Annotated in this window: 16 protein-coding genes and 1 tRNA gene; all 17 read right to left on the bottom strand. The window is 60.7% G+C overall.

Annotation, left to right across the window (positions count from 1 at the left end):
• Nucleotides 1-7: 7 nt before the first annotated feature.
• The 17 genes from nuoK to tig all read right to left on the bottom strand — a co-directional run bounded on the left by nuoK (nucleotide 8) and on the right by tig (nucleotide 16,647).
• On the bottom strand, nucleotides 8-331 hold the full coding sequence (nuoK, locus tag J2D77_RS11845; RefSeq protein WP_207846497.1) for an NADH-quinone oxidoreductase subunit NuoK: 324 nt from the start codon (nucleotides 329-331) through the stop codon (nucleotides 8-10).
• A complete protein-coding gene (locus tag J2D77_RS11850; RefSeq protein ID WP_207846498.1) occupies nucleotides 328-1,038 on the bottom strand; it encodes an NADH-quinone oxidoreductase subunit J in 711 nt (236 codons plus the stop codon). Before J2D77_RS11850 ends, nuoK begins: the two co-directional genes overlap by 4 nt.
• A 48-nt stretch (nucleotides 1,039-1,086) precedes the next feature.
• Nucleotides 1,087-1,575 carry an NADH-quinone oxidoreductase subunit NuoI gene (gene nuoI, locus J2D77_RS11855; RefSeq protein ID WP_207846499.1) on the bottom strand — a complete coding sequence of 163 codons (489 nt, stop codon included), beginning with the start codon at nucleotides 1,573-1,575 and terminating at the stop codon, nucleotides 1,087-1,089.
• Nucleotides 1,575-2,603, bottom strand: a complete 1,029-nt coding sequence (gene nuoH / locus J2D77_RS11860) for an NADH-quinone oxidoreductase subunit NuoH (protein WP_207846500.1) — start codon at nucleotides 2,601-2,603, stop codon at nucleotides 1,575-1,577. The genes nuoI and nuoH overlap by 1 nt, the downstream gene beginning before the upstream one ends.
• Before the next feature lie 5 nt (nucleotides 2,604-2,608).
• A complete protein-coding gene (gene nuoG, locus J2D77_RS11865; protein ID WP_207846501.1) occupies nucleotides 2,609-4,681 on the bottom strand; it encodes an NADH-quinone oxidoreductase subunit NuoG in 2,073 nt (690 codons plus the stop codon).
• A 6-nt stretch (nucleotides 4,682-4,687) separates the two neighbouring features.
• Nucleotides 4,688-6,016 carry an NADH-quinone oxidoreductase subunit NuoF gene (nuoF, locus tag J2D77_RS11870; RefSeq protein WP_207846502.1) on the bottom strand — a complete coding sequence of 443 codons (1,329 nt, stop codon included), beginning with the start codon at nucleotides 6,014-6,016 and terminating at the stop codon, nucleotides 4,688-4,690.
• A 15-nt stretch (nucleotides 6,017-6,031) separates the two neighbouring features.
• Nucleotides 6,032-6,667 (bottom strand): complex I 24 kDa subunit family protein, encoded by a 636-nt coding sequence (locus tag J2D77_RS11875; protein WP_207846503.1) that lies wholly within the window; start codon nucleotides 6,665-6,667, stop codon nucleotides 6,032-6,034.
• Nucleotides 6,664-7,947 carry an NADH-quinone oxidoreductase subunit D gene (locus tag J2D77_RS11880; protein ID WP_207846504.1) on the bottom strand — a complete coding sequence of 428 codons (1,284 nt, stop codon included), beginning with the start codon at nucleotides 7,945-7,947 and terminating at the stop codon, nucleotides 6,664-6,666. The genes J2D77_RS11875 and J2D77_RS11880 overlap by 4 nt, the downstream gene beginning before the upstream one ends.
• Nucleotides 7,947-8,606, bottom strand: coding sequence for an NADH-quinone oxidoreductase subunit C (locus tag J2D77_RS11885; RefSeq protein ID WP_207846505.1), 660 nt, complete (start codon nucleotides 8,604-8,606; stop codon nucleotides 7,947-7,949). The genes J2D77_RS11880 and J2D77_RS11885 overlap by 1 nt, the downstream gene beginning before the upstream one ends.
• On the bottom strand, nucleotides 8,599-9,162 hold the full coding sequence (locus J2D77_RS11890; protein ID WP_207846506.1) for a NuoB/complex I 20 kDa subunit family protein: 564 nt from the start codon (nucleotides 9,160-9,162) through the stop codon (nucleotides 8,599-8,601). Before J2D77_RS11890 ends, J2D77_RS11885 begins: the two co-directional genes overlap by 8 nt.
• 12 nt (nucleotides 9,163-9,174) lie before the next feature.
• Nucleotides 9,175-9,540, bottom strand: a complete 366-nt coding sequence (locus J2D77_RS11895; protein ID WP_207846507.1) for an NADH-quinone oxidoreductase subunit A — start codon at nucleotides 9,538-9,540, stop codon at nucleotides 9,175-9,177.
• A 236-nt stretch (nucleotides 9,541-9,776) separates the two neighbouring features.
• Nucleotides 9,777-9,851, bottom strand: a tRNA-Val gene (locus J2D77_RS11900).
• Between the two features lie 82 nt (nucleotides 9,852-9,933).
• Nucleotides 9,934-10,221 (bottom strand): HU family DNA-binding protein, encoded by a 288-nt coding sequence (locus J2D77_RS11905; RefSeq protein WP_207846508.1) that lies wholly within the window; start codon nucleotides 10,219-10,221, stop codon nucleotides 9,934-9,936.
• 174 nt (nucleotides 10,222-10,395) lie between these two features.
• On the bottom strand, nucleotides 10,396-12,891 hold the full coding sequence (lon, locus tag J2D77_RS11910; protein ID WP_207846509.1) for an endopeptidase La: 2,496 nt from the start codon (nucleotides 12,889-12,891) through the stop codon (nucleotides 10,396-10,398).
• A gap of 199 nt (nucleotides 12,892-13,090) precedes the next feature.
• Nucleotides 13,091-14,356, bottom strand: coding sequence for an ATP-dependent Clp protease ATP-binding subunit ClpX (gene clpX / locus J2D77_RS11915; RefSeq protein WP_207846510.1), 1,266 nt, complete (start codon nucleotides 14,354-14,356; stop codon nucleotides 13,091-13,093).
• 119 nt (nucleotides 14,357-14,475) lie between these two features.
• The gene (locus J2D77_RS11920; RefSeq protein ID WP_207846511.1) at nucleotides 14,476-15,138 is read right to left on the bottom strand and encodes an ATP-dependent Clp protease proteolytic subunit; all 663 of its coding nucleotides are present in this window, start codon (nucleotides 15,136-15,138) and stop codon (nucleotides 14,476-14,478) included.
• Nucleotides 15,139-15,312: 174 nt separating this feature from the next.
• On the bottom strand, nucleotides 15,313-16,647 hold the full coding sequence (gene tig / locus J2D77_RS11925) for a trigger factor (protein ID WP_207846512.1): 1,335 nt from the start codon (nucleotides 16,645-16,647) through the stop codon (nucleotides 15,313-15,315).
• Nucleotides 16,648-16,718: the final 71 nt, after the last annotated feature.

Consider the following 16,718-nt stretch of genomic DNA (forward strand, 5'->3'; position numbering starts at 1 on the left):
GGCGGGGTCAGCCCTTCATCATCGTCACGTCTTCGACCTGGATCGAACCACGGTTACGGAAGTAGACCGTAACGATGGCCAGGCCGATCGCCGCCTCCGCCGCGGCTATGGTCAGGACAAACAGAACCATGACCTGCCCCGACAGGTCGCCCAGTGCGGAGGAAAACGCGACAAGGTTCAGGTTCGCGGAAAGCAGGATCAGTTCCATCGACATCAGCAGGATGATGATGTTCTTGCGGTTCAGGAAAATGCCGAACACGCCCAGCACCAGCAGCACCGCACTGACGATCAGGTAAGGGGTGAGCCCTATGGAAGCGATAGCGGGTGTCATGCGCCCTTCTCCTCGTTTTCCTGTGCTTCGGGCTCGGGAACACCGAAGGAGCCCGGCACCGCGATTTCGTAATAGGAGCCCTTGGGCCGCAGGAAACCACCATGCTCGGCTACGTTTTCGCCCAGGGAAACGGTGACAAGTTCAAGCGTGTCACCAACCTTGCGCGCATGCTGGCGCGAGACGACCTGCCTGCGCCCCATCGGCTGGTCACGCAGCGTCAGGACAATGGCCCCTATCATGGCGACCAGCAGCACAAGCCCGCAGGCCTGGAACAGCAGGATGTAATGGGTGTAGATAACCGTGCCCAGGGCCGCCGTGTTGGTCAGGCTCGGGTCGATCGCAAGCGGGGTGCGGACCGCAGCCGGGGCCATCTGCCAGTTGCTGAACGCCAGCACGAGTTCGGCCAGCAGCACGCCGCCGACACAGGCCCCCAAGGGCGCGTATTTCTGAAATCCTTCGCGCAGGCGGCTGAAATCGATATCCAGCATCATGACGACGAACAGGAACAGAACCGCCACCGCGCCGACATAGACGATGACCAGCAGCATGGCCAGAAATTCAGCCCCGGCGATCAGGAACAGGCCCGACGCGTTGAAAAATGCCAGAATAAGGAACAGGACGGAATGCACGGGATTACGCGCCGTAATGACCATGATGGCCGAAAACACCAGTACCGTCGCGAAAACATAAAAAACAAGCTGTGCCATTAGGGGCCAACCTCCTGCCGTATCGTGCCTTGCATCTGCTGCATCGGATCAGCGATACGGCGCATCAAGTTCAAGCCTGCGGGCAAGCAAGGCTTCCCACCGGTCCCCGTTCGCCAGGAGCTTTGCCTTGTCGTACATAAGCTCTTCACGGGTTTCGGTGGCAAATTCGTAGTTCGGGCCTTCGACAATCGCATCCACCGGGCAGGCTTCCTCGCACAGGCCGCAATAGATGCACTTGGTCATGTCGATATCGTAGCGCGTGGTACGGCGTGACTGATCATCGCGCGCCTCCGCCTCGATGGTGATGGCCTCCGCCGGGCAGGTCGCCTCGCACAGCTTGCAGGCAATGCAGCGTTCTTCCCCGTTCGGGTAGCGGCGCAGCGCGTGCTCTCCGCGGAAACGATGCGAAAGCGGGCTTTTCTCGTAAGGGTAGTTCAGCGTCACTTTCGGCTTGAACATCGTCCGAAAGGTCGAGGCCATACCCGCGACCAGTTCCTTGAGCAGGAAGGAGTTGAACGTATTGCTTAGCGTACCCATCAGTTCACACCCCCGGCATGAGGCAGCAGCCCGGTTGCCATCAGAAATCCGGCCGTCCCGATCATCCACAGCAGCGAGAAGGGCAGAAAGACCTTCCAGCCCAGCCGCATGAGCTGGTCATAGCGATAGCGGGGGAACGTGGCGCGCACCCAGATAAAGACAAACAGGCAGAAAAGGATTTTGAAGATCAGCCACAGCGGGCCCGGCACCCAGGTCAGCGGGGCAATGCCCAGCGGCGGCAGCCAGCCCCCCAGGAACAGAATGCTGATCATGGACGACATCAGGATCATGTTCGCGTATTCGCCCAGGAAGAACAGCCCGAAAGCCAGGGACGAATATTCGACAAAGAAGCCCGCCACCAGTTCGCTCTCGCCTTCGGGCAGATCGAACGGGGCGCGGTTGGTTTCCGCCAGGGCGGAAATGACGAACACGATGAACATCGGGAACATCGGCAGGCAGAACCACACATGGCGCTGCGCCAGGACGATGTCGTTGAGGTTGAGGCTACCGACCGCAAGCAGGACGGAGACGATCACCAGCCCGATAGAGACTTCGTATGACACCATCTGCGCTGCGGCACGCAAGCCGCCCAGAAAGGCGTATTTGGAATTCGATGCCCAGCCCGCGATCAGGATGCCGTAAACCCCGAGCGATGAAATCGCCAGCAGGTAGAGGATCCCGACATTGATGTTCGCAACCGCAAGCCCGTTGCCCGTGGGAATGACGGCCCAGGCCACCATGGCCAGCGAAAAGGTCAGGAACGGGGCGAACAGGAACAGAACCCGGTTGGCGCCGGAGGGAATGACCGTTTCCTTGACGATCATCTTGATGGCGTCGGCAAAGGCCTGCAACAGGCCGAAGGGGCCATTCACGTTCGGCCCGCGACGGCGCTGCATGGCGGCCATCACCTTGCGCTCCATCAGGGTCAGATAGGCAACCCCGATCAGCAGCGGCACCAGCACGGCCAGCGTTTCCAGCACCATCAAAATGACCTGGCCGACGAGTGTATGGTAAAAAAACTGCTCCATGCCCATTACTCCGCCGCCACCGCACCATAGACCGCTGAACATTCCGCCATGGTCTGGCTGGCGCGGCTGATGGCGTTTGTCTGGTAATAATCCACAATGACGGGGCGGAACGGGCCGTCCGTAAAGCTGCCTGGCTGCGCGACACTGGCCGGTGCAAGTGCCGGGTTCGCATTCGCCAGCAGTCCCGCAGGTGGCGCGGAAAGCGCGAATACGGGATTGACCTGCGCCATGCGCGCGCGCAGTTGCTCCAGCGTGTCATAAGGCAGCGTATGGCCCACGACTTCTGAAAAGGCACGAATGATCCGCCAGTCTTCCCGCGCCTCGCCCGGGGCGAAAACCGCGCGATAGGCACGCTGCACGCGGCCCGCCGTGTTCACATAGGTGCCCGGCTTTTCCGTGTAGGCCGCACCGGGCAGGATGATATCCGCCCGGGCCGCCGCACGATCGCCATGGTGGCCCTGATAGACCACGAACGTCTCGGCCGGGATGCGCTCCAGCGCCACATCATCCGCACCCAGCAGCCAGAGCACATCCACCCCGCCCCGCACCATGCCGCCGGCGGCACAACCCTGCGGCCCGGGCAGGAAGCCCAGATCCAGCGCACCCACGCGCGAAGCCGCCGTATGCAGGATGTTAAAACCGTTCCAGTCTGCCGTGACCACGCCCGTGGCATCCGCCAGTTGCCGGCACGCCGCATAAATGGCGGGGGCATCCTTGCGGGTCAGTGCGGCATGGCCGAGGATGATCATGGGCTTGCGGGCGTTGCGTAGATGTTCGGCAAAGGGGTGCGTGCCGTCCAGCAGGCTGGCCAGCACCTCCGGCCCATCACCCAGCAGGTCGGCCGTATAGGTCAGATCGCTCGACGGCCGTCCGATCACGCCTACCGGAAAACCACCGCGCCCGGCATCGAGAAACCGCTTGCGAATGCGCGCATTCAGCACCGGGGCTTCGTGCCGGGGCATGGCCCCGACAAGCAGAAGCGCGTCGGCTTCGTCAATGCCCGCCAGATCGCTGTTGAACAGATAGGCCGAACGCGTCGTGGTATCGTACCATGCGCCATCCTGCCGGCAATCGAGGTTGGAAGATCCCAGTGCGGTCAAAAGGTCCTTGAGTGCACACAGGCTTTCCGCATCGACCAGATCTCCGGCGATGGCGCCGATCTTCTCACCCGCGACACCGTCCAGCCTGCGGGCCAGCGCCACAAGGGCGTCTTTCCAGGGCACGGGAACCAGCTTGCCATGCACCCGCACCCACGGACGATCGAGCCGCCTGCGCTTGAGACCATCGACCGAGAAACGTCCTTTGTCAGACAGCCATTCTTCGTTCACCGCATCATTGACGCGGGGCACGATGCGCATGACCTCGCCACCGCGTGCCTGCACCTGGATATTGGTGCCCAGCGCATCCATGACGTCGATACTGTCGGTTTTCTTGTATTCCCACGACCGGGCATGAAAGGCCGAGGGTTTTGCTGTCAGCGCACCCACCGGGCAGACATCGATCAGGTTACCCGAAAGCTCCGATGTCAGCGCTTTTTCCACATAGGTGGTGATCTCGGCATTTTCACCGCGCGACACCAGCCCCAGTTCGGGCGTGCCAGCCACTTCGGTGCTGAAACGCACACAGCGCGTGCACTGGATGCACCGGGTCATGACCGTCTTGACCAGCGGGCCCAGATCCTTGTCCGTGACCGCGCGCTTGTCTTCCTTGTAGCGCGACACGCCCGAACCGTACCCGTAAGCCTGGTCCTGAAGATCGCATTCCCCACCCTGGTCGCAGATCGGGCAGTCCAGCGGGTGGTTGATGAGCAGGAATTCCATCACCGCCCGGCGGGCGCGCCGCACGACCTCGGTATCGGTAAAGATTTCCATGCCATCCGCGACCGGAAACCCGCAGGACGCCACGGGTTTTGGCGCCCGGGCCACCTGCACCAGGCACATGCGGCAGTTGCCCGCGACAGACAGCCGTTCATGATAGCAGAAACGCGGAATTTCCTTGCCTGCTGCCTCACACGCCTGAAGCGCGCTGGAACCGGGAGCGACCTCGACCGGTGTGCCGTCAACAATTACCCTGACCATTGTCCGTTACTCCGCCGCCACAGGAACAATGCCCGCGGGCACCTGAACCAGCCCCGTGCCACCATGGGCCGCCTTGTATTGCTGGATACGTGCCTCGATCTCGGGCCTGAAATGCCTGATCAGGCCCTGAATGGGCCAGGCCGCCGCATCGCCCAGCGCGCAGATGGTATGGCCTTCCACCTGCCGGGTGACCTGTTCGAGCAGGTCGATCTCATCGATCTCGGCCCGTCCTTCGACCATGCGGTCCATCATGCGCATCATCCAGCCCGTGCCTTCACGGCATGGGGTGCACTGGCCGCAGCTCTCATGCTTGAAAAACTTCGAGAAACGGGCAATCGCTTTTACGATATCCGTGGACTTGTCCATGACGATCATGCAGGCCGTGCCCAGGCCGGAACGTTCGGCCCGCAGGCTGTCGTAATCCATCAGCACGGTTTCGCAGATCGCCTTGGGCAGAAGCGGGACCGAACAGCCGCCAGGAATGACCGCCAGCAGGTTGTCCCACCCACCCCGCACGCCCCCGCCGTGTTTCTCGATAATGTCCTTGAGCGGCACGCCCAGTTCTTCTTCAAAAACGCAGGGCGTATTCACATGGCCAGAAATGGCCATCAGCTTCGTGCCCGCGTTGTTGGGCCGCCCCAACCCCGAGAACCAGGATCCCCCGCGCCGCAAAATGGTCGATGTAACCGCAATGCTTTCCACATTGTTCACGGTCGTGGGGCAGCCGTACAGCCCGACCCCGGCCGGGAAAGGCGGCTTCATGCGCGGCTGGCCTTTCTTGCCTTCCAGGCTTTCGAGCAGGGCCGTTTCCTCGCCGCAGATATAGGCACCTGCACCACGATGAATACGGAAATCGAAATCCCACCCGGTGCCTGCGGCATTTTTTCCAAGCAGGCCCGCTTCGTATGCTTCATCGATCGCGGCTTGCAGGCGTTCGGCCTCGCGACAGAATTCGCCACGAATATAGATGTAGGACGCATGCGCCCCCATGGCGAAAGACGCGATCAACGCACTTTCTATCAGCTTGTGCGGCTCGTTACGCAGGACTTCACGGTCCTTGCAGGTGCCCGGTTCTGATTCGTCACCGTTGATGACCAGATAATGCGGCCTGCCATCGTTCTGTTTTGGCATGAACGACCATTTCAGCCCGGTGGGAAAGCCTGCCCCGCCGCGTCCGCGCAGGCCGGAGGCCTTCATTTCCGCGACGATCGCATCCCGCCCGCGGGCCAGAATGGCGGCGGTATCGTTCCAGTCACCGCGCCTGCGCGCGCCATCCAGCCGCCAGTCATCCTGACCGTAAAGATTGGTGAAGATCCGGTCCTTGTCTTCGAGCATGTCCCGTCTCTCCCGTTATTTGTCCGCCGCGACCGGCGTTGACAGCAATGTCTTGCGCCCGCCAACCGGGGCCGATCCGCTCCGATCCACCACCGGCCCGGGGGTCGGACGCCGCCCTGCCCTGAGTTCGGCAATCAGCGCTTCGGTTTGCGGACCGTCCATATCTTCGTAGAAATCATCATCGACTTGCAGAATAGGCGCATTCGAACATGCCCCCAGACATTCCACTTCGGTCATGGTGAACAGGCCATCGGCACTTGTCTGGCCGAAATGGCTGATGCCGGTCGCCCGCTGGCAGGCCGCCACCACGTCGTCAGATCCGCGCAGCCAGCACGGCGTGGTGGTGCAGACCTGCAAATGATACCGCCCGATGGGCTTGGTATTGTACATGGTGTAAAAAGAGGCGACCTCGTATACGCGGATCGGCGCCATATCGAGCCGGTGTGCGATCTCGTCCATTGCGACAATCGGCACCCAGGCATTGCCCGTCTGCCGCCCTAGCTGGCGCTGGGCAATATAGAGCAGCGGCATGACGGCGCTGGCCTTGCGTTCGACCGGATACTTGGCGAGCACGACTGCGATTTCCGCTTCCGAGTCTGCATCGAAGGTGAAATCTTCCGGCTGTTCGGGCGGGGTCCAGACAGGGTTCATCGATCAACTTCCCCAAACACAAGATCAAGCGATCCGATAATGGCCACCATATCCGCGAGCATGCCCCGGCGAGACAGCTCATCGATGGCCTGAAGGTGCGAAAAGCCTGTGGGGCGGATCTTGCACCGGTATGGCCGGTTGCTGCCATCGGCCACCAGATAGACGCCGAATTCGCCTTTCGGGCTTTCCACCGCCGTGTAGGTCGCCCCGGGCGGCACGTGATAACCTTCGCTGAAAAGCTTGAAATGATGGATCAGCGCTTCCATGGACCGTTTCATGTCCGCACGCGGGGGCGGGCTGAACTTGGGGTCCTGGATCTTGACCGGGCCGGGCCTGATCTGGTTGAGGCACTGATCGATAATTTTCAGGCTCTCGCGCATTTCGGCCACACGCACCAGGTAGCGGTCATAGCAGTCGCCCTGGCGGGTCACCGGCACGTTGAATTCGACCTTGTGGTAATTGTCATAAGGCTGGTTGCGCCTCAGGTCCCACGGCACGCCCGATGCGCGCAGGCATGGACCGCTGAAACCCCAGGCCAGAGCCTGTTCCGCGGTGAAAACCCCAATCCCCACCGTGCGCTGTTTCCAGATACGGTTTTCGGTCAGCAGGCCTTCCAGATCGTCGATCCAGGCCGGAAACTCCCTGGCCCAGGCACCAATTTTATCCTCGAGCCCTGCTGGCACGTCACGCGCGACACCGCCGGGACGGAAGTAATTGGCATGAAAACGCGCACCTGACGCGGCTTCATAGAATTCGACAAGCTTTTCGCGCTCCTCATACCCCCACAGGGCAGGCGTGACTGCGCCGCAATCCAGCCCCATGGAGGTCAGATTGAGAATATGGTTGAGAATACGGGTTATTTCCGCAAACAGGACACGCAGCCATTTCGCCCGTTCGGGAATGTCGATACCCAGCAGCTTTTCCGTCGCCAAAGCGAAGGCCTGCTCCTGGCACATGGGGGAGACGTAATCCAGCCGGTCGAAATACGGCAGCGCCTTCTGGTACGTCTTGTATTCGATCAGCTTTTCCGTGCCCCGGTGCAGCAGCCCGATATGGGGCACCGCGCGGGCCACGACCTCGCCTTCCATTTCCAGCACCAGGCGCAGCACGCCATGGGCGGAAGGATGCTGCGGGCCGAAATTCAGCGCGTGGGAATCGATCTCGACGATCTTGTGCTCCCTGACCTCTGCCTTGTGTTCGGGCAGCAAGGTTTCGGGAATATCCTCTCGCAGAACGGTTTGCGCGAAAGCGAGGGATGCCTTGTCCTGTGACTCCGCCATCAGCTCGACCTCTTCATGCCCTGCCGGACTTCATGTGCTTTTTCATCCCCCGGCAGGGTCAGCATGCCCTCCCATGGGGAAACAAAGTCGAAGTCTCGGAAATCCTGCGTCAAGGAAACGGGTTCCTTCACGACCTGCTTGCGTTCGATATCGTACCGCACCTGCTCGAAGCCCGACAGCGGGAAGTCCTTGCGCAGCGGGTGCCCTTCAAAGCCGTTATCGGTCAGGATGCGGCGCAGATCCGCCTGGCCCGAGAACAGGACGCCAAACAGGTCGTAGCATTCGCGCTCCCACCATGTGGCGCAGGGCCAGAGCTGGTGCACGGATGGAACCGGTGCCTGCTCATCCGTTGTAACAATCACGCGAACCCGCCGATTATACGTCACGGAAAGCAGATTATAGACCACGTCGAAGCGTTCAGGCCGTTGCGGGTAATCCACCCCGCATAAATCCATAAGCTGCTCGAAACGGTAGCGCGGGTCGTCACGCAGCAGGGTCAGAAACGGCACCAGGTGGTCGCGCGTGGTGCGCACAACCAGTTCCCCTTTTTCGACGGCGGCATAGGACACATAGGCCAGCGACGATGAAAAGGCGAATGCCAGCGCGGAAAGCTGCCCGTCCAGCCGGTCCTGTCGGGGATTGAGCGGAAGATCAGCCACGGAGAATGGTCCCTGTCCGACGAATTTTTTTCTGGAGCAGAAGGATGCCGTAAATCAGCGCCTCGGCCGTTGGCGGGCAGCCCGGAACATAGACATCCACCGGCACGATACGGTCGCATCCGCGCACCACGGAATAGGAATAGTGATAATACCCCCCGCCATTGGCGCAGGAGCCCATCGAGATTACCCAGCGTGGCTCGGCCATCTGCTCGTACAGGCGGCGCAGCACGGGCGCCATCTTGTTGGTGAGCGTGCCCGCCACGATCATGACATCGGACTGCCGGGGTGAACCACGCGGGATAATGCCCATGCGGTCAAGGTCGTAACGGGGCATGTAGGCGTGGATCATTTCCACCGCACAGCACGCCAGGCCGAAGGACATGGGCCACAGGCTGCCCGTACGCCCCCAGTTGACGAGCTTGTCCAGATTCGCCACCACAAAGCCTTTTTCCGCCAGGACCCCGGTTATGCCCTGTACAACGGCGTCCTGTTCGGGACCGGGAGGCAGCGCCTCACGATTCCACATGATGGCGTTTTCATTGTGCTCTGCGTTCATGGCCACGCTCCTTCAATCCCAATCCAAAGCGCCTTTGCGCCACTCATACAGGAAGCCGATGCCAAGTACGGCCAGGAAGCCAAGCATGGACAGGAACCCGAACAGCCCGATCCGCCCCAGGCTGATCGCCCATGGGAACAGGAACGCCACTTCCAGGTCGAAAATGATGAAAAGAATGGCAACAAGGTAGAAGCGGACATCGAACCGGTGCCGCGCATCGTCAAACGCGCCAAACCCGCATTCATACGCCGTCAGTTTTTCGGGGTAGGGCTTCTGATGCCCCGACAGCAGCGCCATGCCAAGCATGGCCGCCGCGATAACAACGGAAATACCGCCAAAAATAAGGACTGGCGCATAATCATTCAAAACAGACTGCATGGAGCTCGATCCTGCATCTATGAAAGCCCTGTAGGCTTTGCCGATGCGCTCACCCTAGACCTGACTGCTGCCCACGACCATGCACGAACGCGTTGTTCGGCGGCCACTTTCCTGTGAATGGGGGAATTGATGCATAAAATGAAAGGCGCACCCGCATGGCACCCAGTGCTACGGGCAAAAGGGCACCGCATGCGATGCGTGATGCCCATCGGCCGATCGAATTTTTAATGGGGGGGTGGTGGGCGATGACGGGATCGAACCGCCGACCCTCTCGGTGTAAACGAGACGCTCTACCGCTGAGCTAATCGCCCGGGAGCTTCTGTCCCACAAACAGAAACGGCCGGCAACCCCCTTTTTCAAGGAGATTGGCCGGCCGTTCAAAAAACCGCCAGCTTAGCTGCTGACCGCATCCTTGAGCGCCTTGCCCGGCTTGAAGCGGACAGAGGTGGAAGCCGGAATATCGATTTCCTCACCCGTGCGGGGGTTGCGGCCCTTGGCGGCCTTGCGGGTGGCGGTGACAAACGTACCGAAGCCAACCAGACGCACTTCCTGCTTTTTGGCAAGGGCCTTCTCGATAGCACCGAATACGGCGTCGACCACTTCTCCGGCCTTTGCCTTGGGCAGGTCGACAGCCTCAGCCACGGCTGAAACCAGTTCCTGCTTGTTGAGCGGCTTCTCCATGTTACGCCTTTCTCTTTCTTTTCCGTTTTCGTGAAGTGGCGGGAAATGGGTTCCCCCGCCACAACCTGCTCGCACTATGAAGCCGTTTTTTCCTACGTCAACCAAGCATGAGCAAAGTTTGCAACTTTGCGGCCCAAACCCCTTTGCAGACCGCGTATTGCCTGACGCGACAGCCTAGTGCGGCAGCACCGGAAGCACCTTGCCGGCAGCCGTACCCGGCACCGGATCGGGCACGTCTTCCCATTCGATCGGCTGGGGCTGGCGCACCAGGGCACGGGCCAGAACCTCATCCACATGCGAGACCGGCACGATCTCGAGGTTGTTTTTCACAACATCGGGGATTTCCGCGAGATCTTTTTCATTTTCCTTGGGAATGAAGACCGTGCGGATACCCGAGCGCAGGGCGGCCAGAAGCTTCTCCTTCAGCCCGCCAATGGCCAGGACACGGCCACGCAGGGTAATCTCGCCCGTCATGGCCACATCCCGCCTCACGGGAATGCCCGTCAGCACGCTGACCAGCGATGTGACCATGCCCACACCGGCCGAAGGCCCATCCTTGGGAGTCGCGCCTTCAGGCACATGTACGTGAAAACTGCGCTTTTCGAACAGGGTGGGGACGATTCCGAAACTGGTGGCCCGACTCCGCACAAAGGAGAACGCAGCGGAAATGCTCTCCTTCATCACGTCGCCAAGCTTGCCGGTTTCGACAATGCCACCCTTGCCCGGCACCATCACGCTCTCGATGGTCAGGATTTCACCCCCCACCTCGGTCCAGGCCAGGCCGGTCACGACGCCAACCATATCCTCGGCCTCGGTCTCACCGTAGCGGAAACGCGGAATGCCCGCGTATTTCTCCAGGTTCTCGGCCGTCACGGCAACGGACTCCGCCTTGCCGGTCACGATTTCCTTCACCGCCTTGCGGGCAAGCCCTGCCAGTTCGCGTTCCAGATTACGCACACCGGCCTCGCGCGTGTAATAGCGGATCAGGTTGCGCAGGCCGTCATCGCTGATCGTCCATTCACCGGGCTTGAGGTTATGGGCCTCGGTCTGCTTGGAAATCAGGTGCCCGCGCGCGATCTGGACCTTTTCATCCTCCGTGTAGCCGGACAGGCGGATGATCTCCATGCGGTCCAGCAAAGGCTGGGGCATGTTCAGGCTGTTGGCCGTTGTCACGAACATGACATCGGACAGGTCGTAATCCACTTCCAGGTAATGATCGGCAAACGTGCCGTTCTGCTCGGGGTCCAGGACCTCCAGCAGCGCCGATGACGGATCGCCCCGCCAGTCGGCCCCCAGCTTGTCGATCTCATCGAGCAGGAACAGCGGGTTGGACACTTTCGCCTTCTTCATGCCCTGGATGATCTTGCCCGGCATGGAGCCGATATAGGTGCGCCTGTGGCCGCGAATTTCGGCTTCATCGCGCACACCGCCCAGCGACATGCGCACGTAATGCCGCCCCGTCGCCTTGGCGATTGAGCGCGCGAGCGAGGTCTTGCCCACGCCCGGCGGCCCCACAAGGCACAGGATCGGCCCCTTGAGCTTTTGCGAACGGCTCTGCACCGCCAGATATTCGAGAATACGCTCCTTGACCTTGTCCAGACCGTAATGGTCGGCGTCCAGGATCTTCTCGGCCTCGGTCAGGTCATGGCGGACCCTGCTGCGCTTCTTCCACGGAATGCTCAGAATCCAGTCGAGGTAGTTGCGCACCACCGTGGACTCGGCGGACATCATGCTCATGCCACGCAGCTTCTTCAGCTCGCCCAGCGCTTTTTCCCGCGCTTCCTTGGACAGCTTGGTCTTGGCGATCCGCTCCTCGATTTCGGAGGTTTCGTCCTTGCCGTCCTCGCCTTCGCCCAGCTCCTTCTGAATGGCCTTGAGCTGCTCGTTCAGATAGTATTCGCGCTGGGTGCGCTCCATCTGGCGCTTGACGCGGTTACGGATTTTCTTCTCGACCTGCAGGACGTCGATCTCGGCCTCGATATGGCCAAAGACCTTTTCAAGCTGCGCCTGAACGCTGGGCGCTTCCAGAATGTCCTGCTTTTCGGAAATCTTGAGGTTGAGGTGGCTGGTCACGGTATCGGCCAGTTTGGACAGGTCGCTGATCTGGTTCAGCGACACCAGCACTTCGGACGCAATCTTCTTGTTGAGCTTCATATACTGCTCGAACTGCGTCACGATGGAGCGGCCCAGCGCCTCCGCCTCCGGCCCGTGGGCCGGGATATCGACAATCGGCTCGACCTCGGCCTCGAAATGTCCGTTGACATCAAGCAGCGCCTTCACGCGCACGCGCTTCACGCCTTCCACCAGCACCTTCACGGTGCCGTCGGGCAGCTTGAGCAACTGCAGAATGGTGGAAAGCGTGCCCACGCGGTAGATATCGTCCGCCGTCGGGTCGTCCTGGGCGGCATCTTTCTGCGCCACCAGCAGGATATGCCGGTCGTCCCGTGTGACGGATTCCAGAGCGCGCACGGATTTTTCCCGCCCGACGAACAGCGGCACGATCATGTGCGGGAAGACCACGATATCACGCAGTGGCAGTACCGCCACACGCCCCGAACCCTGCTTTTCAGCCACCGCCTGCACCGACTCCGGAGCCTGGGCATCCTGCGCGGTGGGGGTATCCGTCTTGCGCCTGCGCCGTGTGGTGGCAGGTTTTTCGTTTTCAGCCATGATTATTGACCTCCCGATAAGGACGATCCAGGCAGCGCACCCGCCAGGCGGCATACGCTTGCTCTGTTCGGCTTTTCCGCGCGGCGAAAAAGCCCGTCTGTGATTTTATGTTGGACTGCGTAACGCGCCGCGCAATAGCACGGGCGTGAAAACAGTGCCGACGGACCTGCCGCCGACACTGCCTGAAAGGAACCCTGGCTCAGGCGGATTGCTCCGCCGGCAGGTCTTTTTTCTGGCCGTAGACATAGACCGGACTGGTCTTGCCGTCGGCCACCTCACGGTTGACCACCACCTCTTCCACATTGTCCAGACCGGGCAGGTCGAACATGGTGGACATGAGAATGCTCTCCATGATCGAGCGCAGGCCGCGTGCACCGGTCTTGCGGACAATGGCACGGTCCGCGATGGCCTTGAGCGCATCATCCGTAAAGGTAAGCTGCACGTCTTCCATCTGGAACAGGCGCTGATACTGCTTGACCAGAGCATTCTTGGGCTCGGTCAGGATCTTGATCAACGCGGCCTCGTCCAGGTCGCCCAGTGTCGCCAGAACCGGCAGGCGCCCGATAAATTCGGGGATAAGCCCGAATTTCATCAGGTCTTCAGGCTCCACGTCGTGCAGGATCGCCCCTGTCCGCCGCTCGTCCGGGGAACGCACATCGGCCCCGAAACCGATGCTGGTGCCCTTGCCGCGCGCGGAAATGATCTTGTCCAGCCCCGCGAACGCGCCACCGCAGATGAACAGCATGTTGGTGGTGTCGACCTGAAGGAATTCCTGCTGCGGATGCTTGCGTCCACCCTGCGGCGGTACGGAGGCAACGGTCCCTTCCATCAGCTTGAGCAAGGCCTGCTGCACGCCTTCGCCGCTGACATCGCGCGTGATGGACGGATTGTCGGATTTCTTGGAGATCTTGTCGATCTCGTCGATATAGACAATCCCGCGCTGGGCGCGTTCGACATTGTAGTCCGACGCCTGCAACAGCTTGAGGATGATGTTCTCGACATCCTCACCCACATAGCCCGCTTCGGTCAGGGTCGTGGCGTCCGCCATGGTGAACGGCACATCCAGGATACGCGCCAGCGTCTGGGCCAGCAGCGTCTTGCCCGAACCGGTCGGCCCGATCAGCAGGATGTTGGACTTGGCAATTTCGATATCGCCCGTCTTGGCAACCTGCGTCAGCCGCTTGTAATGGTTATGCACCGCCACGGACAGGACCTTCTTGGCCTGCACCTGACCGATGACATAATCATCCAGAACCTTGCAGATTTCCTTGGGGGTAGGCACCCCTTCGCGCGACTTGACCAGCGTCGTCTTGTTCTCTTCACGGATGATATCCATGCAGAGTTCGACACATTCATCGCAGATGAACACCGTAGGGCCGGCGATAAGCTTGCGTACCTCGTGCTGCGACTTGCCGCAGAACGAGCAGTACAGCGTATTTTTGGAATCACCGGACTTCGTATTCATCGCCCCCTCCCTCGATCGTCTCTGGCCCCACGGCACGGAGAGCCGAGTCCCAGACTTCCCCCACCTGCGGGCAAGCCGGGAGCTTCCTTATTGTAACAGGAAGTCCACAGTATGCCAGCTTAAGGATGGTCTTTATCCTTCTTACCCGTTTCCGTGGCTTTGTGATGGCTGATAACCTCATCGACAATGCCGAAAGACTGCGCCTCGCCCGCGGACATATAGGTGTCACGCTCGAGCTTCTGCTCGATTTCCTCAAGCGTGCGGCCGGTATGCTCGCGGTAGATCTCGTTCAGGCGCTGGCGGATGATCAGGATTTCGCGCGCCTGGATTTCGATATCGCTCGCCTGTCCCTGCGCCCCGCCCGAGGGCTGATGCACCATGACGCGCGCATTGGGCAGGGCGAAGCGCCGCCCTTTTTCGCCGCCGGCCAGCAGGAGCGAACCCATGGACGCCGCCTGCCCGATACACACCGTGCTGACGGGGCTGCGGATATACTGCATGGTGTCGTAGATCGCGAGCCCGGCGGAAACTACGCCCCCGGGGCTGTTGATATAGAACGAGATTTCCTTGTTCGGATTAACACTTTCCAGATACAGAAGCTGCGCGGAGATCAGTGACGCCACCTGGTCATAGACCGGGCCGGTCAGAAAAATGATCCGCTCCTGCAGTAGGCGGGAATAGATATCGAAAGCCCGTTCCCCGCGTGAGGTCTGTTCGACCACCATGGGCACCAGGGCGTTGCTGAAAATCTCAACGGGATCACGATCCCTCATACCACTCATTCCCGTATAAAAACTGCTCTTCCCTCCCCCATTTCCCGCCTCGGGCGAAAAACCGGTTCAGGCTCCAACCTTCAAGATAGAGATAAAGTAGCAAGATGCCACCCCCGCGATGGAAAAACATGCCCCAAAAAGAATGTCCCGCCAGTTCACACTGGCGGGACAGAGCCGTTTTTCTCAGATATCCGCGGGTGGAATATCTGAAAGCTCTTCGGGGGTCACTTCCTTGTCCGTGACCTTGGCCAATTCGATCAGGTAGTCCACGACCTTGTTTTCGAAGATCGGGCCCCGCAGGCTTTCGGCAGCCTGCGGATTCTTCTGGAAGAATTCGAAAACCTGCTGTTCCTGGCCCTGGTAGCGCATGGCTTCCGCCCGCACGGCCCGCGCCAGTTCCTCGGAACTGACGGCAATGCCGTTCTTGGTGCCGATTTCAGCCAGCAGAAGGCCCAGCTTCACGCGGCGTTCGGCAATCTTGCGATAGTCCGCACGCAGGGTGGCTTCGTCCTTGTCCTTGTCCTCGTCATCGATCTGGCCGTCCTTGCGGTCGGCCTCGACACGGGCCCAGATCTGCTGGAATTCGGCATCCACCATGTTGGCAGGAGCTTCGAAATCCGTCTTCGTGGCCAGTTCGTCCAGCAGCTCGCGCTTGATGCGCAGGCGCGAAAGCTGGTCGTATTCGCCTTCGATCTGCTTGCGGATCAGGTCCTTGAGCTGGTCGAGGCTTTCAAAGCCGATCTGCTTGGCCAGGTCGTCGTTGATCGCGGCGTCCACGGGCTTCTTGATCTGCTTGGCCTTGATGTCGAACGTCGCTTCCTTGCCGGCAAGCTCGGCCGCACCGTAATCCTCGGGGAAGGTCACGGTAATGACCTTTTCCTCGCCCGGGGACATGCCTTCGATCTGTTCGGCAAAGCCGGGAATGAACCCTTCGCCGCCGATTTCGATATTCACATCCTCGGCCGTGCCGCCGTCGAAGGCCACACCGTCACGCTTGCCGACAAAGTCGACCGCGATCACGTCACCCTTGGCGACGGGGCGGACTTCCTCGACCACCTCGAACGTGCGACCGCGCTTGGCGATATCTTCGATCGCCTTGTCGATGGCGGCTTCCGCGACAGGGGCCTTCAGGCGTGTCAGCGTCAGGCCGGACAGGTCGGGCACCTTGATTTCGGGCAGGATTTCGCTTTCGACCTTGAATTCAAGGTCCTTGCCATCATCATCCTGGCCGGACACCAGATCGACCTGCGGCTGGCCGGCAGGGCGCAGGCCGCGTTCGTCGAAAACAGTGCGGATCGCATCGGACACCGTCTGCTCCATGACTTCGCCCCACACCGCGGCACCGTAGCGCTGGCGGGCCAGGGACACCGGCACCTTGCCCGGACGAAAACCCGGCAGTTTCAGGTTGGCGGCAACATCCTTGAGGCGCGCATCGCGCTTGCCTTCAAGCTCAGCAGCCGGAACTGTGACGGTGAAACCACGCTTCAGCCCTTCAGAAAGGGTCTCGGTTACCTGCATCGGCCAGGCCTTCCTCTCGGTACAAAACTTCAGACAGCCCGCTACGTCATGCCGAAAGGCCGTCGCGGAAC

This window comes from Acetobacter garciniae (assembly GCF_017377735.1).
Taxonomy (GTDB): domain Bacteria; phylum Pseudomonadota; class Alphaproteobacteria; order Acetobacterales; family Acetobacteraceae; genus Acetobacter; species Acetobacter garciniae.